Annotated in this window: 22 protein-coding genes and 1 pseudogene; 18 read left to right on the top strand and 5 right to left on the bottom strand. The window is 55.1% G+C overall.

All coding sequences use genetic code 11. The annotated features are described in order from the left end of the window. Nucleotides 1-180: 180 nt before the first annotated feature. From cysE to K0A93_02605, 7 genes are all read left to right on the top strand, one after another. Nucleotides 181-876 carry a serine O-acetyltransferase gene (gene cysE, locus K0A93_02635; GenBank protein MBW6511002.1) on the top strand — a complete coding sequence of 232 codons (696 nt, stop codon included), beginning with the start codon at nt 181-183 and terminating at the stop codon, nt 874-876. Between the two features lie 5 nt (nt 877-881). After that, nucleotides 882-1,343 (top strand): Rrf2 family transcriptional regulator, encoded by a 462-nt coding sequence (locus K0A93_02630; protein ID MBW6511001.1) that lies wholly within the window; start codon nt 882-884, stop codon nt 1,341-1,343. After that, nucleotides 1,340-2,542 (top strand): cysteine desulfurase NifS, encoded by a 1,203-nt coding sequence (gene nifS / locus K0A93_02625; protein MBW6511000.1) that lies wholly within the window; start codon nt 1,340-1,342, stop codon nt 2,540-2,542. The genes K0A93_02630 and nifS overlap by 4 nt, the downstream gene beginning before the upstream one ends. 22 nt (nt 2,543-2,564) lie before the next feature. Next, on the top strand, nt 2,565-2,930 hold the full coding sequence (gene nifU / locus K0A93_02620) for a Fe-S cluster assembly scaffold protein NifU (GenBank protein MBW6510999.1): 366 nt from the start codon (nt 2,565-2,567) through the stop codon (nt 2,928-2,930). An 81-nt stretch (nt 2,931-3,011) separates the two neighbouring features. Next, a complete protein-coding gene (mnmA, locus tag K0A93_02615; protein MBW6510998.1) occupies nt 3,012-4,097 on the top strand; it encodes a tRNA 2-thiouridine(34) synthase MnmA in 1,086 nt (361 codons plus the stop codon). Then, a complete protein-coding gene (gene mtaB / locus K0A93_02610) occupies nt 4,094-5,389 on the top strand; it encodes a tRNA (N(6)-L-threonylcarbamoyladenosine(37)-C(2))-methylthiotransferase MtaB (protein MBW6510997.1) in 1,296 nt (431 codons plus the stop codon). The genes mnmA and mtaB overlap by 4 nt, the downstream gene beginning before the upstream one ends. Before the next feature lie 983 nt (nt 5,390-6,372). Next, complete coding sequence (locus K0A93_02605; protein MBW6510996.1) at nt 6,373-7,491, top strand: ATP-dependent 6-phosphofructokinase; 1,119 nt, start codon at nt 6,373-6,375, stop codon at nt 7,489-7,491. Here the strand turns inward: K0A93_02605 and K0A93_02600 are convergent. From K0A93_02600 to K0A93_02590, 3 genes are all read right to left on the bottom strand, one after another. Continuing rightward, nucleotides 7,445-8,746, bottom strand: coding sequence for an MFS transporter (locus K0A93_02600; GenBank protein MBW6510995.1), 1,302 nt, complete (start codon nt 8,744-8,746; stop codon nt 7,445-7,447). The genes K0A93_02605 and K0A93_02600 overlap by 47 nt on opposite strands. A 234-nt stretch (nt 8,747-8,980) precedes the next feature. Further along, nucleotides 8,981-9,532, bottom strand: coding sequence for a CoA pyrophosphatase (locus K0A93_02595; protein MBW6510994.1), 552 nt, complete (start codon nt 9,530-9,532; stop codon nt 8,981-8,983). A gap of 107 nt (nt 9,533-9,639) precedes the next feature. Then, entirely contained in the window at nt 9,640-10,239 is a 600-nt protein-coding gene (locus tag K0A93_02590) for a Slp family lipoprotein (GenBank protein ID MBW6510993.1), read from the bottom strand. A gap of 179 nt (nt 10,240-10,418) precedes the next feature. On the opposite strand from K0A93_02590, the gene K0A93_02585 reads away from it, so the two are divergent. The 10 genes and pseudogenes from K0A93_02585 (at nt 10,419) to K0A93_02540 (ending at nt 18,220) form a co-directional block, all read left to right on the top strand. Beyond that, the gene (locus tag K0A93_02585) at nt 10,419-10,874 is read left to right on the top strand and encodes a DNA polymerase III subunit chi (protein MBW6510992.1); all 456 of its coding nucleotides are present in this window, start codon (nt 10,419-10,421) and stop codon (nt 10,872-10,874) included. A gap of 1 nt (nt 10,875) precedes the next feature. Next, nucleotides 10,876-11,652 (top strand): RNA methyltransferase, encoded by a 777-nt coding sequence (locus K0A93_02580; protein MBW6510991.1) that lies wholly within the window; start codon nt 10,876-10,878, stop codon nt 11,650-11,652. A gap of 7 nt (nt 11,653-11,659) precedes the next feature. Then, nucleotides 11,660-12,040 carry a hypothetical protein gene (locus tag K0A93_02575; protein ID MBW6510990.1) on the top strand — a complete coding sequence of 127 codons (381 nt, stop codon included), beginning with the start codon at nt 11,660-11,662 and terminating at the stop codon, nt 12,038-12,040. Between the two features lie 350 nt (nt 12,041-12,390). Further along, the gene (locus K0A93_02570; protein MBW6510989.1) at nt 12,391-13,674 is read left to right on the top strand and encodes a methyltransferase domain-containing protein; all 1,284 of its coding nucleotides are present in this window, start codon (nt 12,391-12,393) and stop codon (nt 13,672-13,674) included. An 80-nt stretch (nt 13,675-13,754) separates the two neighbouring features. Further along, the gene (locus tag K0A93_02565; GenBank protein ID MBW6510988.1) at nt 13,755-15,131 is read left to right on the top strand and encodes a sodium-dependent transporter; all 1,377 of its coding nucleotides are present in this window, start codon (nt 13,755-13,757) and stop codon (nt 15,129-15,131) included. 56 nt (nt 15,132-15,187) lie between these two features. Beyond that, nucleotides 15,188-15,598, top strand: a complete 411-nt coding sequence (locus K0A93_02560) for a threonyl-tRNA synthetase editing domain-containing protein (GenBank protein MBW6510987.1) — start codon at nt 15,188-15,190, stop codon at nt 15,596-15,598. Nucleotides 15,599-15,931: 333 nt separating this feature from the next. Further along, a pseudogene (locus tag K0A93_02555) lies at nt 15,932-16,591 on the top strand (SAM-dependent methyltransferase). Further along, the gene (locus tag K0A93_02550) at nt 16,588-17,256 is read left to right on the top strand and encodes a four helix bundle suffix domain-containing protein (protein ID MBW6510986.1); all 669 of its coding nucleotides are present in this window, start codon (nt 16,588-16,590) and stop codon (nt 17,254-17,256) included. The pseudogene K0A93_02555 and the gene K0A93_02550 overlap by 4 nt, the downstream one beginning before the upstream one ends. Continuing rightward, complete coding sequence (locus K0A93_02545) at nt 17,253-17,666, top strand: restriction endonuclease subunit S (GenBank protein ID MBW6510985.1); 414 nt, start codon at nt 17,253-17,255, stop codon at nt 17,664-17,666. Before K0A93_02550 ends, K0A93_02545 begins: the two co-directional genes overlap by 4 nt. A gap of 290 nt (nt 17,667-17,956) precedes the next feature. Next, nucleotides 17,957-18,220: a hypothetical protein gene (locus K0A93_02540; protein ID MBW6510984.1), complete on the top strand. Its 264-nt coding sequence runs from the start codon at nt 17,957-17,959 to the stop codon at nt 18,218-18,220. Between the two features lie 185 nt (nt 18,221-18,405). Here the strand turns inward: K0A93_02540 and K0A93_02535 are convergent, their stop codons facing one another. After that, nucleotides 18,406-18,888, bottom strand: a complete 483-nt coding sequence (locus tag K0A93_02535; protein ID MBW6510983.1) for a hypothetical protein — start codon at nt 18,886-18,888, stop codon at nt 18,406-18,408. 622 nt (nt 18,889-19,510) lie between these two features. After that, on the bottom strand, nt 19,511-19,813 hold the full coding sequence (locus K0A93_02530; protein MBW6510982.1) for a hypothetical protein: 303 nt from the start codon (nt 19,811-19,813) through the stop codon (nt 19,511-19,513). A gap of 230 nt (nt 19,814-20,043) precedes the next feature. On the opposite strand from K0A93_02530, the gene K0A93_02525 reads away from it, so the two are divergent. After that, nucleotides 20,044-20,657 (top strand): porin family protein (locus K0A93_02525; GenBank protein ID MBW6510981.1); only part of this gene is annotated, 614 nt, incomplete at its 3' end.

Below are 20,657 nucleotides of genomic sequence, written 5' to 3'. Positions count from 1 at the left end.
AAATTTTATCAACTATGATTGCGTTTAAGTTTAGTATCTCCGCCAAGTTGAATCAATTTAATCGAAACGATTCGTGGAGCAGGACGCCCTCTTTTTTGATTCAATAATAGTTGACATATACTGTCAGGTATGTTAACAGTCTCAAAACTGACATGATTACTCAGGTAAAGGAGGTTGGTGGTGATAAAACGATTTAAGGAAGATATCAAGGCGGTCTTTGAGCGTGACCCGGCAGTGCGCAGTGTTTTTGAGGTTGTTTTGTGTTATCCGGGGTTTCATGCGATGATTTTTTATCGCATTGCCCATTTTTGCTGGGAAAATGACTTTAAGCTGCTGGGACGTTTCATTTCACATCTCGGTCGATTCTTTTCCGGGATCGAGATCCACCCGGGGGCCAAGATCGGTCCGGGGTTTTTTATCGATCACGGCATGGGTGTCGTGATTGGGGAGACCGCCGAGATTGGCACCAACTGTACGCTCTATCACGGCGTCACCCTTGGCGGGACTTCCTGGGCCAAGGAAAAGCGTCACCCGACTTTGGGAGATAATGTCGTCATCGGTTCCGGGGCCAAGATTCTCGGGCCGTTCAAGGTTGGCGATAACGCTAAAATCGGTTCAAACTCTGTTGTTGTTAAAGAGGTTCCGAACAATTCAACCGTCGTTGGTATCCCCGGTCGGGTCGTTATCTCTGATGGTGACAAGGTTGAGCAGGAGCGGAATGATCTGGAGCACAGCAATCTTCCTGATCCGGTTGCCAAAGCCTTCAGTTGTCTTTTTGACCAGGTACGACATCTTGAAGAACGGGTAAAAAACCTGACCAGCGAGCAGGAACAACTGCATGCTGCTCTTGATGCAAAAAGAACGAAGGGCGCATAGTTATCATGCGGTTATCAACCAAAGCACAATATGCCGTGCGCGCCATGGTCAGTCTTGCTCTTAACGGTGGGGAAACGCCGATGACCCTCAAGGATATTTCGGTGCGGGAGAATATTTCCCTGACCTATCTGGAACAGCTCTTTGTCAAGCTGCGGCGTGGCGAGATTGTCAACAGTGTTCGTGGTCCCGGTGGCGGCTACGTGCTGGCCCGACCAGCTGATCGCATCATGGTTGATCAGATTATCGACAGTGTTGAGGAATCGCTGGTGCCGGTTTCATGTATGGATGACGATGGAACCTGCTCATGTGTTGATCAATGCGTGACGCGTGCGGTGTGGCACGGCCTGGGGGAGAAAATCAGACAGTTTCTGGCCGCGATTTCGCTCGAAGAATTGACACATGATGCACAAAACCGGATACTGCGCGATCGCGTGGATGAAAATCAGTTGGCGGAGGATGTAACGTGAGACAGATATATCTTGATAATAATGCAACAACCCGGGTGCGGCCGGAAGTTCTTGAGGCGATCCTGCCTTTTTACAAAGAGCAATTCGGTAACCCCTCCAGCGTGCACTGGGCAGGTCGTGCCGTGACCGGAGCCATTGAAAAAGCGCGTGAGCAAGTGGCCGCCCTGATCAATTGTTCACCGGCGGAAATTGTTTTCACTGCATGCGGCAGCGAAGGGGACAATATGGCCCTGAAAGGGACCATGGACGCTTTGCAGAACAAAGGGGATCATATCATCACCACGACGGTCGAACACCCGGCGGTGCTGGAAACCTGTGGTTATCTGGAAAAAGCTGGCTACGCAGTCACTTATCTGCCGGTTGATGCGGACGGGATGCTCAACCTCGCTGATCTTGAAGCAGCGATCACCGACCGAACGGTGTTGATCTCGGTCATGTGGGCGAACAACGAGACCGGGAATCTTTATCCGATTGCGGAAATCGGCAAGATTGCCCGCAAGCACGGGATTCGTTTTCATAGCGACGCGGTCCAGGCGGTCGGTAAAGTTCCGGTCGATGTGCAGGCCGCGAATGTTGACCTTCTGGTCATCTCCGGCCATAAGCTTGGTGCGCCTAAAGGGGTCGGCGCGATCTATATCCGCCGTGGCACCAAGTTGACGCCTTTCATGCATGGGGGGCATCAGGAACGGCATCGCCGTGCGGGTACCCACAATGTTGCCGGTATCGTCGGCCTCGGGCTGGCGTGCGAATTGGCTGGCAAAAAAAATGATCTGGTCTGGGGGCGGGTAAAAGAACTGCGTGATCGGCTCGAACAGGGGATCTTTGACAATGTGTCCGAGATCAAGCTCAACGGCCATCCGACGGAACGTTTGCCGAACACATTGAACGTCAGCTTTGCCTATATCGAAGGGGAGGGAATCCTTCTCAACCTTGATATGCTTGGCATTGCAGCCTCCTCCGGTTCAGCATGCACCTCCGGTTCGCTCGAACCGTCCCATGTGCTCGGGGCAATGTGCGTCGAAGTGTCACTGGCGCATTCGAGCACGCGCTTCAGTCTCGGCATCGATACAACGCAGGAAGATATCGATTATGTGATAGAAAAATTACCGCCGGTAATCCAGCGGCTACGCGATATGAGCCCATTGTATAATTGTGGTCATATCGATCGTTGCGAAACCTGTTCGGTTTTAACGAAATAAAAAAATTTGAGGAGCCAACATTATGTATACCGATAAAGTCATGGACCACTTCAGCAACCCCCGCAATGTCGGCGAAATCGAAAATGCAGATGGTGTCGGGGAAGTAGGCAACGCCTCCTGCGGCGATATCATGAAGATCTTCCTCAAAATTGAGAATAATGTTATCACTGATGTCAAATTCAAGACGTTCGGTTGCGGTGCCGCCATTGCGACCTCCTCCATGGTCACTGAAATGGCGATCGGCAAGACGTTGGATGAGGCGATGGAATTGACGAACAAGGCGGTCGAGGAAGCTCTTGACGGCTTGCCACCGCAGAAAATTCACTGCTCGAATCTGGCTGCGGATGCCTTGCATGAGGCAATCAAAAACTATCGCGAAAACAAGTAGTCAGATCGTCTTTACTCAACCAGTTTCAAGATAAGGGCTGTCGCGATGCGATGGCCTTTGTCGTCAGGATCGTCATTGGAAATGTCTCAATACGCCGGGAAACGAATCGTCGTGGCAATGAGCGGAGGTGTTGATTCCTCCGTGACCGCCGCCCTGTTGCAAGAGCAGGGGGCAGAGGTGATCGGCATGACCATGCAGATATGGGATTACTCCGCCTATGCGGAAAATCATCCGGATGCCTGCGGATCGTGTTGCTCCCCTGACGATGTCCACGATGCGCGCCGCGTTGCCGAACGTCTCGCTATCCCGTTTTACGTGGTCAATTTTGAAGATGCTTTTCAGCGGGAAGTCATCGACCGGTTCCGGGCCGATTATCTGGCCGGGAGAACGCCGAATCCTTGTGTGCTCTGCAATCAGATTCTTAAATTTGAATTATTGCTGAGGCGCGCCCGTGAACTGAACGCCGATTATCTGGCCACCGGTCACTATGCTCGTATCGACGGGGAAGGGGATACCCTGGCACTCCGTCGGGGGCTCGATGAGAACAAGGATCAGAGCTACTTTCTTTTCCCGATGACCCGTGAGCAGCTGCCCTTTGTGCTCTTCCCCCTTGGTGCCATGACCAAGTCGGAGGTGCGGAATCATGCCGTTCGTTGCGGACTGCGCGTGGCGGAAAAGGCCGAGAGTCAGGATATCTGCTTTGTCCCGGATGGAGATTATGTGCGATTTCTGGAAGAGCATGAGGATCTGTCACGCCTGGGAGGGGATATTGTCCACGTGGATGGCACGATTGTGGGGCGTCATAACGGGTTTTATCGCTACACCATCGGACAACGGAAAGGGTTGGGGATCAGTTGGCGGGAACCGCTCCACGTGATCGGTATCGATGCCGCCCGGTGCCGGGTGATCGTTGGCGAACGTCGCTATCTTGACACCATGGCGTGTACGGTTGATCGTGTCAACTGGCTCATCGACGTACCACAGGAGACGCTGAGCTGTACCTGCCAGATTCGCTACCGCCATGCCGGTGCCGAGGCCGAGCTGCTCCCCCTTGATGATGGTAAGGTCAAGGTTCGCTTTGCTGTTGCCCAGCAGGGGGTCACCCCCGGTCAGGCCGCAGTTTTTTATGCCGATGATCGGGTTCTCGGCGGCGGGTGGATCGCGTGAGCCCGACAGTTGCCATCGCCACTCTCGGCTGCAAAACCAATCAATTTGAATCCGCCGCGCTTGAAGAGCAGCTCCATGCCGCCGGTTATACGACCGTGCAATTTGAAGCCGGGGCCGACCTGATGGTGGTCAATACCTGTACCGTTACCGCCGCGACCGACGCGCAATCACGCAATCTGATTCGTCGCGCCCGGCGCCTCAATCCGGCGTGCCGCGTCGTCGTTACCGGTTGTTATGCGCAAATCAATCCGCAGGAACTGGCCGCGCTCCCCGGCGTCTCAGTCGTCCTCGGCAATGAAGAAAAAAACGCCTTCCTCGCGCATTTGCGCGCAGACCGACCGCACGTTGCGGTGTCCGATATGCGTGCCGTCGGCACCGCGAAACCGCTCGAAATATCGACTTTCGCGGATCGCACCCGCGCCTTTGTCCAGATCCAGAACGGCTGTGATGCCTTCTGCTCTTATTGCATCATCCCTTATGCGCGCGGCACCAGTCGTTCGGTTCCTGCTGATGACGTCGTCAGACAGGTGCGAACCCTGACCGCCAAAGGCTACCCCGAGATCGTCCTGACCGGGATTCATATCGGTGGCTATGGCCTTGATCTGACGGCGGATATGACCCTCGTTGAGCTGTTGAAACGTCTGCTTGATGAAACGGATGCGCGCCGCGTTCGGCTCGGTTCAATCGAGCCAACAGAGCTTTCTCCCGCTTTGATCGATCTGGTCGCTGACTCCGCGGTGATTTGTCCGCACTTCCATATTCCGCTGCAATCCGGGGATGATAACATTTTGCGGCGGATGAATCGCCATTATGACACCGGCAGCTTTCGGACGCTGATCGCATCGATCCGGCAGCGGTTGCCGGACGCGGCCATCGGCCTCGATGTCATTAGCGGCTTTCCGGGAGAGACGGCGGCAGAACATCGCAACACCCTTGAGTTCATTGAAACGCTTGCCGTTTCACATCTGCACGTCTTTCCCTTCAGTCGTCGCCCCGGCACCCCGGCGGCGCAGCTCCCTGATCAACTTTCCGGAACGGTCAAAAAAGAACGGGCCGCGCAGCTGCGTGAGCTCGGCGACCGCTCCTGGCAGCAGTACGCTGCCCGTTTTGTCGGTGCGCAACTGGAAGTGGTCGTGGAAGGTGGCACTTTGCGCAAGGGGTTGACGCGTAATTATCTGTCGGTGAGTGTTGCCGGTGGGGATGCGTCGGTTGGACGGGCGGTTATGGTTCGGATTGACGGGGTTGATGGAGAGCTGCTGCGCGGGACGCTGGTTGACTCGCCGACTCGTTGATTCCGTTGAAGACAGAACCGGCGGGTTTCGTCCCGCCAGCCGACATCCTTTTGCCCGGCAGCAAAAGGATGCAAAAGTGCCTGCGCTCGCAGCGAGCATGGTGGTTTGCGTGGGGTGGTGGTTTCTATGGAGGGCGCGAGGAGAGACGATATGCTGCTCATCTGCACCGGGACGGGGCCTTTTCTTATGGGGCCCCGTTGGCGTTGAAAATTTCTATAGCCGGGTTTCATGGCGGCATCAATACAACACGCCCCGTTCGCTACGAAGACGCCGACAGGCACGGGGCGAAAAGAACAGCCCCGTTAGACGCGGCAGATGCGCACCGACCGCGTCCCTCGTACACAGCTTCTTGAATTCCTCACTCTGCGAACCCGACATGCTCCATGCAATGGCAGGCCCTTTTCTGCTCACTCTTTTGGGCCAGCAAAAGAGTGAGGCGGCTGCGGGCCGCGACCCGCGAAGTTGTTTTTCGATTCAGTTGAAGATTGGTAACTGTTCAGCTCTTTCGTAGGAGCGGCTTTAGCCGCGAACCATCGCGCCTGAAGGCGACTCCTACAGCGTCATTCCGGCAAGATTTCAGCCGGAATCCAGGGTTTTCAAGGTTGAACGTCTGGATCCCCGACAGGGTCACTCGGGGATGACGACCCTTGGACGGGCAGGTGAATAGTTACGAAGATTGAAACATAAACCGGCGGGTTTCGTCCCGCCAGCCGACATCCTTTTGCCCGGCAGCAAAAGGATGCAAAAGTGCCTGCACTCGCAGCGAGCATGGTGGTTTGCGTGGGGCGGTGGTTTCCATGGAGGGCGCGAGGGGAGACGATATGCTGCTCATCTGCACCGGGACGGGGCCTTTTCTTATGGGGCCCCGTTGGCGTTTCCCATTTCCTTTGGTTTCAATCTTCCCGCAATATGTTACGATACTACTCACTCATTTACAGAAAGCCGTACCCTTTGAATATATAACAGCTTTAAGGAGGAATACGATGAGCAAGACAATCGGGATTTTGACGGGTGGGGGCGACTGCCCCGGCCTCAATGCGGTGATTCGCGGGGTGGTGCGTTCGGCAATCTTCACCCATGACTGGCGGGTCGTCGGGATTCGCGACGGCTTTGAAGGGTTGGTCGGTGAACTGCAAACGGTCGAACTGAACCTGCCGCAAATCGGTGGCATCTTGCCTCGCGGCGGAACGATTATCGGCACCTCCAATCGTGGCAACCCGTTCAGCTTTCCGGTTGAGCGAGACGGACAGATCGTTCAGGAAGATCTCTCCGACAGCGTGATCGCCAATTTTAAAAAAGCCGGGATCGATGCCCTGATTGCGGTCGGTGGCGATGGCACCCTGAAAATCGCCAATCAACTTTATGCCAAAGGATTGCCGGTGGTCGGGATTCCGAAGACGATCGATAATGATCTCTCCGCGACCGATGTCACCTTCGGCTACAATACCGCTGTCGAAGTGGTGATGGAGGCGCTTGATCGCCTGCATACGACGGCTGAAAGTCATCATCGTGCGCTGGTCGTCGAAGTTATGGGGCGCGATGCCGGCTGGATTGCACTGGAGGCGGGGATTGCCGGAGGAGCCGATGTGATCCTGATTCCGGAGATCCCGATCGATTTCTCTGCCGTCTGCGCCGCAATGCGGGCACGGCGGGAACGTGGTCGTCGCTTCTCAATCATCGTGGTCGCCGAAGGAGCGACTCCGCTTGCGGGAAAAAAAGTGGTCGTCAAGAGCGCAGCGGAGAATCTTGGCGTCGAACGGCTGGGCGGAATTGGTGCCTATGTGGCGCACCAGGTTGGTCAGTGCATGGCGATGGAAACGCGCACCGTGGTGTTGGGACATTTACAGCGCGGCGGTTCACCGTCGTCATTTGATCGCATCCTCGGTTCACGCTTCGGGGTTTATGCAGTGGAAATGATCGCCGCACAGCAGTTCGGGCGGATGTGCGCCTTGTGCGGGAGGGATATCGTCTCGGTTTCCCTTGCGGCGGCAGTCGGTCAGCCTAATCAGGTCGATCCACGGGGTAATCTGGTTGCCACCGCCGAGCAACTGGGGATCAATCTCGGGCGTCAGAAAGTGCCCTGGTCGCCCGTTGTGGATTGACGGTCATCAACAGCGCACCGCCGACGAGAAAAAAGCCGATAAGTGAAAAGATTGCCCAGCGGTTCGAACCGCTCAGGTCGATGATCAAAGCGAAGATCAGCGGCCCGAAGATCGACGCGAATTTGGAGCTGATGGCATAGAACCCGAAAAATTCGGCCTGTCGTCCGGGCGGTGTCATCGTTGCAAAGAATGAGCGACTGATCGCCTGGCTGCCGCCCAGCACCAGCGCGACAAAAAAGCCAAGAATCCAGAATTCTGTCGCGCTGCGCAATACCGCCGCGTAACAACCGATCCCGGTAAAAATCACCAGGCTGAAGATAATGGTCCATTTGGCGCCGATTTTTGTCGCCAGTGTACCGAAGAGTAATGAACCGGGCATGGCGACGAACTGAATCATCAGGAAACAGCCGAGGATCGTTCCGGTCGACAGTCCCAGCTCTTCGCGGGCAAAGATTGCCGATACCGCGATAATTGTCTGGATACCGTCATTGTAGAGCAAAAAAGCCAGTAAAAATCGCAGTAAATCAGGATAACGACGTAAGTGACGGAAACTCTCACGCCATCCCGGATGACTGTTTTTTTGAACCCTGAGCGGGGGCTCGTCGACCAGGAGCAGGCAGGGCAGGGCAAAGATCAGCCACCACCCCCCGGTAAGCAGAAAACCGATCCGCGCCGCCAGTGCCGGATCACCAATCCCGAACCACTCTCCGCGTTGAATCAAAAGGAATACCAGCAGCAGTGCCAGCCCTCCGCCCAGATAGCCGCTGGCAAAACCGTAAGACGAGAGTCGGTTGATGTCCTTTTCCCCCGGAGCAACCAGCGTGGGGAGCAATGCGTTATAGAATATATTCCCCCCCGCAAAAGAGATGTTGCCGATAATGAAGAGGGCAGCGGCCAGCAAGTAGCTTCCCGGTCCGGTCATAAAGAGCGTTGCCGTTGCAATCGAGCCGCATACACAAAACAGACGGAGCAGGCGTACGCGGTAACCATGACGGTCCGCCAGCGCCCCGAGGGGAGCGGCGACCAGCGCCACAACAAGCATTGAAAGGGCCACGCTGTACCCCCAGAACGCTGTCGCCGGAATATTGATTTTCCCCGCAAAGGCGGCCCCTTGTTCAGGAACCAGAGAAGCAAAATAGACCGGCAGAACCGCCGCAAGGATTATCGTGGCAAAGGCCGAATTAGCCCAATCGTAGAGGCACCAGCTGATCCGCGCGCGGATTTGGCGGCGTTCCGCAGGGGGGCGTGTTTTCATTGTTGACTCGTGGCACAGGGGAGGGGGGCTGCTGCATAAAAAAATGACCCCGGGCGTAAGTAAAGGGGAGAACGCCGGGGTCGATTCAAGGATGTTGTAGATATAAAGGTTTGCATTTGCTGTACCACTTTTAAAGTTGTTATAAATTAACCGGTTACGCAAACGGCTCCGGTCTGATGCGTCAGAATATCGACACTATGCGCTGCACGGCAGATAATTTTGACGCGCAAGCGCTCAGGGGATTGGTGTCTGTGGCAAGGAATGACCATTGATTTCCAGAAACTGTGCCGTCAATCGATAGGTAATCCCCCACAGAACCTTGTGCTTTGGACCAAGGATGTCAAGCGCCGGACGCTCGAAACGGTCACCGCGAAAATGAACGGTGGTCATGCGTCGCCGGGCAGGATCAAGAAGGTCTCGGCACGGAATCCAGAAAGCCTGGTGAACCTCGGCGTTCAGTGTCAGCGCCGCGCTCAACGGCGTGGGGAGGAGATAAACGAAACAGCAGACGATAATCGACAGGTGTGCTCCGGCAAGGTCATCAAGTCTGCCAAGAAAAGTCGCATTGCGCAGATCCAGCCCGGTCTCTTCCAGTGTTTCGCGCTCGGCGGCAAAGCGCGCATGATCATCATCAACTTTAATATGTCCACCGGGAAAAGCGATGTCGCCCGACCAGGGGTCCGCGTCGCAGTGCGAACGCAGGATATAGAAGATTTCCGGTCCGTCGGGCGTTTCACGCAGAATACAGGCGACTGCCGCATGACGGTAGCCGGGGTAATCCTCCATCCGGGTAACACGGGGACGGTACCTGCGCAAGGAATTTTCAAGCTCACTGAGGTTGATCATCGACAATGACCGAAATTAATCCGTTTGTCTGGCTGCCAGAAAGAGAGTCAATATCCCGGTGGGGTGCGCCACCAGAAAGGTGAATAGGGATAGTAAAGATCCGGATCATAGGGGTTGTGCCGCAGATAGTCCCGGCGGTCAAAGGGTACCGGCGTAAGGAATCCACTATTTGGCGGCAGGGCGTACCGATAGGGGGTTTCCCACAGATAAACGTTGTCAATTGACAGCACCGGGTAGGTGTAGTCGATCTCCCCGAGGGGTTTGGTTTTGCGTCCCTGCACGGTTGCTACCAAGGTTACAAAGCGCCCCGGAGCGAAGAGCGCCGGATCAAGAAAACGGTCGGTTCGCGCCAGAAATCGTCCGCTGTTCTCGTCGGTATAGACCGGCTCACCGGTGAAATCGAGCCCGTAGCTGAAGATCTCAAGGGTGGTGCCTTCGCGTACCAGTTCAATATCGACCACCAGTCCACCCAAAAGCAGGGTTTGTCCGAGATACTGATCGGGATTATTTTTGATGGTGGTGAAATCCAGATTCCGGTCCGCTTTGGCGCGCGCCGCCGAGGGGATAACGTGGGTGCAACCGGGCATTAACAGGGTCGCAAGAATCAGGCAGATAACGAAGAGCTGGGGCCGGATTGAGCTACGCATAGGAACCTCCCGCAGAGCGCTGGTACAGTGGAACCGTACGGTCCTCAACATGAAAGATAACGTGCTGAAATTCCAGATGATTATATCCCATATAGAGCGGTATTCAAGTTTAAAATAGGTTGACCGTCGATCGTTCCCTCTGCTATCTTTCCGGGCACCTTTCAACCCCATGGTTGCCAATGACAAAAATTGACTTTATTAAACTGAAAAAACCTGAGAAGGCCATGCATCTGTGTCGGCTGGCGACGGAATTCCTGTCCGCCGGGCACCGCGTCCTGGTGATGGTTCAGGATGAAAATCAGGCTGTTACCCTTGATCGTTTCATGTGGACCTGGAAGAAAGACACGTTCCTCCCCCACACTTACGACAACGGTTCAGTGGAGTGCCTTGGCGAACCGGTAGTGATTGTGTGCAGTGAGCGCAATCCGAACGGCGCACGCATCCTGATCATGGGTTCTCCCTGTTCCGTCGACTTTTTGCGCCAGTTTCATCAGGTGATCGATTTCGCCGAAGTTTATGATGATGCGCTGGCACAGGCGGCACGTGATCGCTACGCGCGCTACCGGGAAGTTGGTTTCGTCACCGGAATGCGCAGCGTAGCTGACGGTGCCAACCCGAAAGTGGACAGACAATAGTATGAAACAATACTTTCCCCGCATCAAGGTGGTCCTCGTCGGCGCGCAGGGGCCGCTCAATATCGGCTCGGTGTGTCGCGCGATGGGCAATTTCGGTTTCAGTGAACTGCGCCTGGTGGCGCCGGAGACCGATCATCTTGCAAACGATGCGCGACAGATGGCGGTCAAGGCGAAAGATATCCTTGAAGGGGCTCGCATCTATCCTGATCTGGCTGCGGCGCTGGCCGACTGTTCCTTCGCCATCGGCACCACCCGGCGTTACGGCAAATACCGCGAAGATCTCTACGCTCCCGACGGTGCCGCCGAGGCGCTGGTCGCTCGCCCCGCCGAGGAAACGGTCGCCCTCGTCTTCGGGCGTGAGGACCACGGTCTCTTTACCGAGGAACTCGACCTCTGCCAGCGCACCTTGACGATTTCCACCAATGATGACATGCCCTCGATGAATCTGGCCCAGGCGGTGTCGCTCTGTCTCTATGAAGTGACCAGGGCCGCCCGCAGAGCGTCAACCACGATCGATGATGAAACGAACGGCAAGAAGCTGGCGAGCAATGAGACGCTCGAAAGTATGTTCTTTCACATGCGCCGCTCCCTTGTCGAGGCCGGCTATCTCGACCCGGTCAACCCCGATCATATCCTGCGCGGTTTTCGGCGCATCTTTGGCCGGGCCGGTTTGAACGATCGCGAAGTACGCATCCTCCACGGACTCTGGAGTCGCATCGACTGGCTCGAAGGGGAACGGCGCAAACTGACGGAACGACTGAGGAACAATGATAAATGAGACGCCGGTGTTCCGGACGATAGCGCTCAACGGCGGCCTGAACCTGCGGGTCGATGATCATTCGAACCGTTATTTTGGCGATTATCACCGCATCAAGCTGGTCATCAGCTGCGAGCTGCCGGTGACCGCCGCGAGCATCCCCGAAGCGTGGCGCGAGCGTGCTGCCGAAGTACGCGAACGGCTCGGCGAGTCACTTCATTTTGAGCACTCGATGGAACGCATGGGGGTGGCCGGGGACGATGTCCCTGCCGTCAAGGAGGAGATGCTCGCGAGCTTTCTGACCTCCACCGGGCATTATCTTGCCCGCCCGGCGTTTGTTGCCCGTCTGGTTGCGGATAAGCTGGGCAAGAAAGATGCGTCGCAGCGGCGTTTTACGTTGATCAAGTAAGAAATTATTTCACCACGGAGGGCACGGAGAACACGGAGAAGGTCAAGGGCTTGAGGCTTTGGCTTAAACCAAAAAAGCCATTGGTTTTGATCTTATGTTTTCTCCGTGATCTCCGTGATCTCCAGTGAGCGCAGCGAACGGGTGGTAAGAAGGATCTGAATGTTTCACCACGGAGGGCACGGAGAACACGGAGAGAATCAAAATCTTTAGGGTTTAAACCAAAATCAAGTCTTTGGCTTTGATCTTAAGTGTTTTCTCCGTGATCTCCGTGATCTCCAGTGAGCGTAGCGAACGGGTGGTAAGAAGGATCTGAATGTTTAGCGCAGCGAACGGGTGGTAAAAAGAGATTGATGATCGAACTGACCATTGACCGCCTCACCAACGGCGGGCGCGGCTGCGGTAGATATGACGGCAAGACCGTCTTCGTGCCGTTGACGGCACCGGGGGATACGGTGTGCTGCCGGATCGTCAAGGCGAAGAAACGTTATGCCGAGGCCGAGCTGGTCGAGGTATTGACCCCCGCAGCCGACCGGATTGCGCCGGTCTGCGCCTGGTTTGGCGACTGTGGTGGCTGTCAGTGGCAGTTTCTGCCCTATGCCGCCCAGCTCGACGCCAAGGTGCAGATCTTCACCGAGCTGCTCACGCGTCAGGCAGGAATCGCTGACGTCCCGTTGTGCGCCCCGCTCAGCGCCCCTGATCCCTGGCACTATCGCGGTCGCGCCCAATTCAAGTGTCATGCAACCGCCGCCGGTCTGACCATCGGTTTCTATCGTCGCACCAGTCATCACGTGGTCGCCATCGACACCTGTCCGATCCTCGCTGACCGTCTCAATCAGGCGCTGGCTTTGCTGCGCCAGCACCTGCCGTCCGCACCTGCTGCGCGCCAGATCTCTCAGGTCGATGTCCAGGTCGGCACCGATGGCCGTCTGCGCGTAACGGTGATCTTTCAGGGGGAAGCGCCTGATCGTCTGCTCTCCTTTCTTACGCCGTTCTTTGCCGCCGAGAAGATCGCGCTGGCGATTCAGTACGGGCACAAAAAGGCTCTGAAGGTGGCGGCGGATGAGGACGATCTCTTTATCAGCGTCGCTGAACCGCCCCTCGAACTGCGCTATCGTGCCGGTGGCTTTGTGCAGGTCAATCAGGCGCAGAACCGGCAGATGGTGGCACAGGTGCTGCGCGACGCGGGTGATCTGCGCGGTCGGCGGGTGCTTGATCTGTACTGCGGGATCGGCAACTTTTCGCTGCCGCTGGCCCGGCGGGGCGGGCAGGTGGTGGGGGTGGAGGAGTATGGACCGGCGATTGCCGATGCAAAGCGTAATGCCGCACAGGCCCGGCTGGACAATTGTTCTTTTCATGCGCGGGATGCGGTCGGGGCCGCAACAGCTTTGTGGGGGGACGGTTTCGATCTGGTGCTGCTCGATCCGCCGCGCTCCGGCGCGGCCGAGGTGGTGCCGGAGCTGGTGCGGCTGCGTCCGCCGCGCATCATCTATGTGTCGTGTGATCCGGCGACGTTGGCGCGCGATCTGAAAGTGCTGATCGAGGGCGGTTACCGGCTGGTTGCAACGCGGGTTGTCGATATGTTTCCGCAGACGTTTCATATCGAGTCGATGTCGCTGCTGGAACGGGTCGCTTGACCGGGCCGACCGATGAATACATCCCACTCGCGCGGGGGCGCGATTGTGGTCATGACGAAAGGATGCAGTCGATGAGCAACATGCAAAAGCGCGGCCAGTGGGCGTCGCGCCTGGGTTTTATCTTCGCCGCCGCCGGCAGTGCGATCGGTCTCGGCAATATCTGGAAATTTCCCTATATCACCGGGCAGAACGGCGGCGGTGCCTTCGTCCTGGTTTATCTCCTGTGCATCGCCCTGATCGGCCTGCCGATCATGATTTCCGAGCTAATGCTCGGACGTCACACGCGTAAAGATGCGGTCGGGGCCTTCATCGCCATGGAGGGGAAAGGGACTTCCTGGCAACTGGCGGGGTGGGTCAGTGTGGCGGCCGCGTTCATCATCCTTTCGTATTACTCGGTCGTTGCCGGCTGGACCCTTGACTACGTCTGGCGCGCCCTCCATGGCGCCTTTGCCGGCCAATCCGCCGCCGCGATCGAACAACAGTTCGACGGCCTGATCGGGGACGGCACGCGCCAGATCATCTGCCACCTGGGGTTTATCGTTCTCAGTCTCGCGATCGTTATTGGCGGGGTGCACAAAGGGATTGAACGCTGGAGCAAAATTCTCATGCCGGTCCTCTTTGCCTTGCTCCTCCTCCTCTTTGTCAACGGCCTGCTCAGCGCGGGAGCTGCCGAGGGGCTGCGCTTCATGTTCTATCCCGATTTCAGTAAGTTGACTCCCGCCTCTGTGCTGGAGGCGATGGGACATTCCTTCTACACCCTGTCGCTGGGGATGGCGATCATCATCACCTACGGTTCTTATCTCAATAACGATGTCAATCTGGTCGGGGCCGGCTTGCGGGTCGCCCTGCTCGACACCGCCATCGCCCTGATGGCCGGTCTGGCGATCTTTCCGATCGTCTTCGCGGTTGGTATGGCACCCTCCGCCGGTCCGGGACTGGTCTTCAAAACCATCCCGATCGTCTTTGCACAGCTCCCCGGTGGTTACCTCCTGGCGATCCTCTTTTTCCTGCTCATCGCCTTCGCCGCCCTGACCAGCACCATTTCGCTGCTCGAAGCCCAGGTCGCCTACCTGATTGATGAACGGGGCTGGGGACGGAAAAAAGCGACCACCTTTCTGGCGCTCCTCTGTTTTGTCGTCGGTATCCCGTCGGCCCTGTCGTACAACGTTCTGGGCAGCTGGACTTTCCTCGGGGAGCGGACCTTTTTTGACAGCATCGACCTGGTCGCCTCCAACTACCTACTGCCGATCTCCGGCCTGCTGATTGCCCTCTATGTCGGCTGGTTCTGGAAAGGGGACGCCGAAAAAGAGGAACTGCTGGCGGGCAACGCGCCCTGGGTCTTCCCGGTCTGGCATTTCATGATCCGCTACGTTTCTCCGCTGGCGGTGGCGATGGTCCTCTATGCCAAGATCAAGGAATCGGGGTTGTTCACCTATCTGGGCACCCTGTTCAGTTAACGCGCCTTCCCCGCTCAGGGCGCGGCATACCGCCGTTATTCAGAAAGGACGCAGCGATGAAATTGCTGATGATCTACACCACGCGCTTCGCTTATCATCCCGCCCATAAAACCCTTGCCGAGGAACCCGAATGCACCCAGCCGGGGGAGGTTCATGACGCACTGATCGGACTGATCCACGCCGAGGCGCAAGACGCTGCGGATGCGGCGAAGGTCGAGAAAAAACTGGTCAAGAATCTCAAGTGGGGTGCGCGTAAAAACGACACCACCACCATCGTGCTGCACAGCTTCTCTCACCTGGCCGAAACCAAAGCCGACGCGGCCTTCACCAAAGAGCTCCTCAATCAGGCCGCGACCCGTCTGAAGAGTGCCGACTATCAGGTGCAGCAGACCCCGTTCGGCTACTTTCTCGACCTCGATCTACAGGCTCCGGGGGTATCGACCGCGCGAATTTTTGCTTCTTTTTGAACCACAACCGCGTTTCTCGCCCGGTATGGCGGACAGATCGTTAGGATTATTTGTTTATTGTTTGTTGGCCGGGGGTGTGCTACTTAAGAACTTATATTTTTTCTTGGTTACTGAGGAAGGCTGGGGCTGGATGGGGCAGATCGGTTTGTGAGGATGGATGAAGCCATTTCGACCGGTGGTCGGGGTGTCTTTTTGTGTTTGTGATGTCTGTGTGGGAGATAGTCGTAAAATAAGTCTGACCCGTTTTGGGGTGGATAAAATTTACTGGAAATCCCAACTTCCTAAGTTGCAATCCTGGCACCATAGATTTTCAATCCTGGCACCATAGATTTTCATACCAACACCCTTGCCGAGAACCTCGCCGACGTGCAGGAGAAGGATCGCTTCGACATCATCCTCGCTAATCCCCCCTTTGGCGGCAAAGAGCGCAAAGAGGTACAGCAGAACTTCCCGATCCGCACCGGCGAGACCGCCTTTCTCTTTCTTCAGCATTTCATCAAGATGCTTAGAGCCGGTGGCCGTGCGGGCGTCGTCATCAAGAATACCTTCCTCTCCAATACCGATAATGCTTCGGTTTCTCTGCGCAAGTTGCTGCTGGAGAGTTGCAACCTGCACACGATCCTCGACTGCCCCGGCGGCACCTTCCAGGGTGCGGGCGTCAAGACCGTGGTCCTCTTCTTCGAGAAGGGCGCACCGACGCGCAAGGTCTGGTACTACTCGCTGGATGTTGGCCGCAATATGGGTAAGACCAATCCGCTGAATGATGTGGATTTGGCTGAGTTCATCGAATTGCAGAAAAGTTTTACCGATTCGCCGAAGAGCTGGAGTGTGGATGTTGGCGGGATCGATCCGGCGACCTATGACCTGTCGGTGAAGAATCCCGATGGCGGTGAGGTTGTGGTGCACCGCTCTCCGCAGGAGATTATGGATGAGATAGCGGCTTTGGATGCCGAGAGTGCGCTGGTGCTGGCGAAGATTCGGGGGTTGTTGTGATTGATAGTAGCGATGGGAATCATAGGAAGCATGAGAGTTATGGGAAAGCAACAACGCCCTCACATGATTCCCATAATTCCCATAACTCCCAGTCTTCGATTTTAATTCCTCGAGGGGACTACCAGACCCTGCTCTCATACCAAAAATCCGAGATCGTCTACCAGATCACCTACCGCTTTTGCCAGAGTTTTCTCAAAAAGGGCGACCGCACCGTCGATCAGATGGTGCAGGCGGCCCGTTCCGGCAAGCAGAATATCGTCGAGGGGAGCAAGGCGGCGCCGACCTCGAAAGAGATGGAGATCAAGCTGACCAATGTGGCGCGGGCCAGTCTCGAAGAGCTGCTGGAGGATTACCGGGATTTTCTCAAGGTCCGCGACTTTCCGATTTGGGATAAAGATTCCAAAGAGGCTTTGTATGTGCGCAAGCTTGGTCATGGGAATGATGTGAGTTATGAGACTTATAGGACTTTTGTCGATACCCGCCCGGCCGAAGTGGTGGCGAATATTGCGATTTGTCTGGTTCATCAGGCCAACTATCTGCTCGATCAGCAGCTCAAGCGCTTAGAGAAAGATTTTCTCAAAGATGGCGGTCTGCGCGAGCGGATGACGAAAGCGCGGCTGCAGGCGCGGGATCAGCAGCGGTTGGATGAGCGGAGGAAGGGATGAAGGCGGGGTGGGAAGTTAAGAAGCTGGGTGAAGTGGCCGAAGTGATCGCTGGACAGTCTCCAGAAGGTTCGTTCTACAACTCTTCCGGTGATGGCTTGCCGTTCTATCAAGGAAAGAAAGAGTTCAACGAAAGATTCATCGGTGCACCAACAACATGGACGAGTCAAATTACAAAGGTCGCCTTGGAAGGCGATGTGCTGATGTCTGTAAGAGCACCAGTTGGCCCAGTTAACTTTGCGACTCAGAAAATCTGCATTGGCCGTGGTTTAGCGGCAATCCGTAGCAACAAACACTTGGATAGGGACTTTCTTTTCTATTTTTTGTTGTCGAAGCAGGATGAAATTAGCGGTACTGAAGGTGCTGTTTTTGCTTCAATTGGGGCATGGGGTCGGACCAACTTAACCATCTGAAAATATTGAAAAATAGGACTGAATTTCCTGACAAAATCGGCCTATAGCTCGATTTTTTAGGTCAAAATCGGCGCTATCATTATAGGAGAAACAAGTCACTTCGGAGAACATAACACTTATTTAGAAAACAATCGTCATAAGGAATGCCCCCGACTTCGGTTCATGCGCCTCGAAGCCATCGGCCATCAAAAACTCGAAGCCATCGCCGAACTCAAGCAATCCATCCTGCAAAAAGCCTTCGCAGGTGAACTCACCGCCCTGCCCGAAAAAGCAATCGAAGAGGCCATCGCATGAAAATCAAACCCGTATTTTTTGAGGATCACACCATCCGCCGTGTTTATGACGAAGAGACTGAAATCTGGTGGTTTTCAGTCGTAGACATCATTCAAGTGCTGACCCAACAGCCTGATTATCAGGCTGCCAGAAATTACTGGAAAGTGCTGAAAAATCGGCTGGGCAAAGAAGGTAGTCAGTCGGTTACAAATTGTAACCGACTGAAACTCAACCTCCCAAGTTGCAATCCTGTCACCATGGATTTTATTATGCCGAAGTAGTTAGCAAGATGAAGGGAGCCGGAGGGTTGAATGCCGGAAAGGACGCGCATAGTTATAAAGTACCTCACGAAATGCGGAGAATGGAGCCGTTGGTCGGGGCGTGCAGGCTGCCGGAACGACCGTTACTCGGCGTACCCTCGCAGATTCATGCAAATGGCGTCAATATCTAGCCCTGCCCGTCGAGATTAACGGCTAAAGGTTGCATCTTCCAAAACCACCTTATAAGCGTAACCCATGCCGAGATCAATATCGGTCTTGACCGTTCCTGTTGCCGCCAGGGTGGCGCCGATCTCGACTTCCTGCAAGGTGGTGACGCGCAGAACATTGTCCGGGGCCACTCCGCTGCCGTCCGACAGAGTCACCCAGGTTTTTCCCAGGATGTTATTGCTCACCTTCAACACTTTCCCCCGCACACTCACCACTTTCCCGGCCATAGCGCTGCGCTGCGCAAAGAGTTGAGCAATACTGAGTTCGGTTTCGGCTTTGACCACTTCTCCCGGCGCCGGTGCGGCAATCACGGGTTGCGCAGAAACAAGATTGCGGTGATTATCGTCGTTGGGCATCTCCGATTCCAAGATGGACTTTGCCTCGGGTTTCTTGCGGATATTGGTGAGAAAGAGGATTTCATCAAAGGTCCGATCGAGAGCCTTGGTGTGAAAATCATACATTTGCACCCCCCACATGTACTCAATCAATCGACGGGTAGCGTCCCAACATTCACACTCTTATTTGTAGATCAATCTAGACCTTTTTTGCCGCTGATTCGATCTGATCACTGCGGATTGTTCAAAGGCGAAAATCTTCGATCCCGCTGGGCTTCGAAGTTAACAAGATGATGGATCTTCTGGCGTAGATTCCTTTCTTATGGCATGTAAACCACGCATCCGTTCATCTGCGCGCCGCTTGTCAGATCGCATGCAGGAAGATCCTGGAATAATGATCTGAGATTAAATGTTGCGGGTTAACTCTGCACGGATGACAAGGAAAATCTCTGGCAAATTTCTTTCGGTTGATGCCTTTACGTCGCTGTTTTCCAGGTGTCGGTGATGGGGGAAGGATATGACTTCGCTGTGATGTGGAGCGTTGTCCCAACGGGACAGGAGAGTGCCGGATTTATCCTGCCAGTGATAGGAATACTTTCTCTTGCCGTCAATAAAGAGGTAGTCCTTGATAAAGAGGATCTATCCGTCAATGAATTCGACGTGAGCCACGAACGACATGGCCGAACCATAACGGCGAAAATCTGTGACTTTGTAACCGGCAACAATGTCGGAGAATTCGCGGACGGTGTTATAAAACATGGTCAAGCTCTAGCAGCCGTCCCTGCCAGTATTCCCTCCCTTCCTGAGCAAATCGCCATGCCATGAGATCATCGAATACCTTGAAGTTCTCATCAACCTTGGCAAATTCATTATTAATCGTCAGGTAGTCTTTGCCGTACTTGCTTTCAAACCCTTCAACTTCTTCGCTAAATCCGGAAATCCGGGAAAGAATTTGAGTCGCCAGCACATCCTTGATCAGCCCCTTTACTCCGCCAAAATCCAGCTCTATCGCCATTTTCTCAAGGTTGTCGTCGTAGGCCAATGTTGTCATTGTTATCTCCTCCATTTAAGGGAGTTAAATGTCTATTCTTCGGTGACTTTAAATAGATCAAGTGAGGATGTCAATTTGTCGGCGAACAAATACTCAAATGCCCTCGGGAAAAGCCGGAGATTTCCGGAGCAATAACGTTGTTGCGAAAGTCTCATTCTGTTAAAATCCCCCCCCTCTCTTCAACTCTGAATTCGGGTTGAATCTTATCTTTTGTGCCAAGTGAGGGCCATGTGAAAATTTTTTACCTGTTGTTTTCAGGAATCGCGGGGCTCAGTTTATTCGTGTCCCCCGCTTTTGCCTCTTTTCAGCCCGGCGAGATGACGCTGACTCCGCAAGTTGGTTATTACCTCACCAATGGCTATCGAGATCTGGACAGCGCGTTGCTCACCGGGATCGGTCTCGATTTCCGCATCAGTCAACCCTTGAGCGTCGAAGCGTTTGTGGGCAAAACCTTGGGAACCGCCGCTACCTTGTCGCAGGCGCGCCTGGAGGGTCTTTCCCATCTTGGTGTCGATAAGACCGGGCCGCCGCAGCGTTTTATCCCCTATAACGCACTCGGGGTCGGGCTCAACTTGATCGACTTTGACGATCAACAGAGCGCCGCCAATCTGCTGGTCGCCGCCGGTGGCGGGATAAAATATCTGCTCAGTGATAACTGGATGCTGCTACGACTCGATGGTCGGCTGATCGCTTCAGGTGGCAAGGTGGCGTCGATGCTGACATTGGGACTCTGTTTCCCTTTTGGTGCGAACCAGTTTGAGCAACCCCTCGGCTATATCGAGAAGAAAGAACCTGTGGTTGTTGTTGCTAAAAGCAAAACTAAAAATAAGGCGAAAGTGGGCGC

The organism is Desulfuromonadaceae bacterium (genome assembly GCA_019429445.1).
In the GTDB taxonomy this organism is placed as follows: Bacteria; Desulfobacterota; Desulfuromonadia; order Desulfuromonadales; family JAHYIW01; genus JAHYIW01.
The sequence above is the reverse complement of the archived record's forward strand: the minus strand, read 5'-3'. Positions and strand labels throughout refer to the sequence as shown.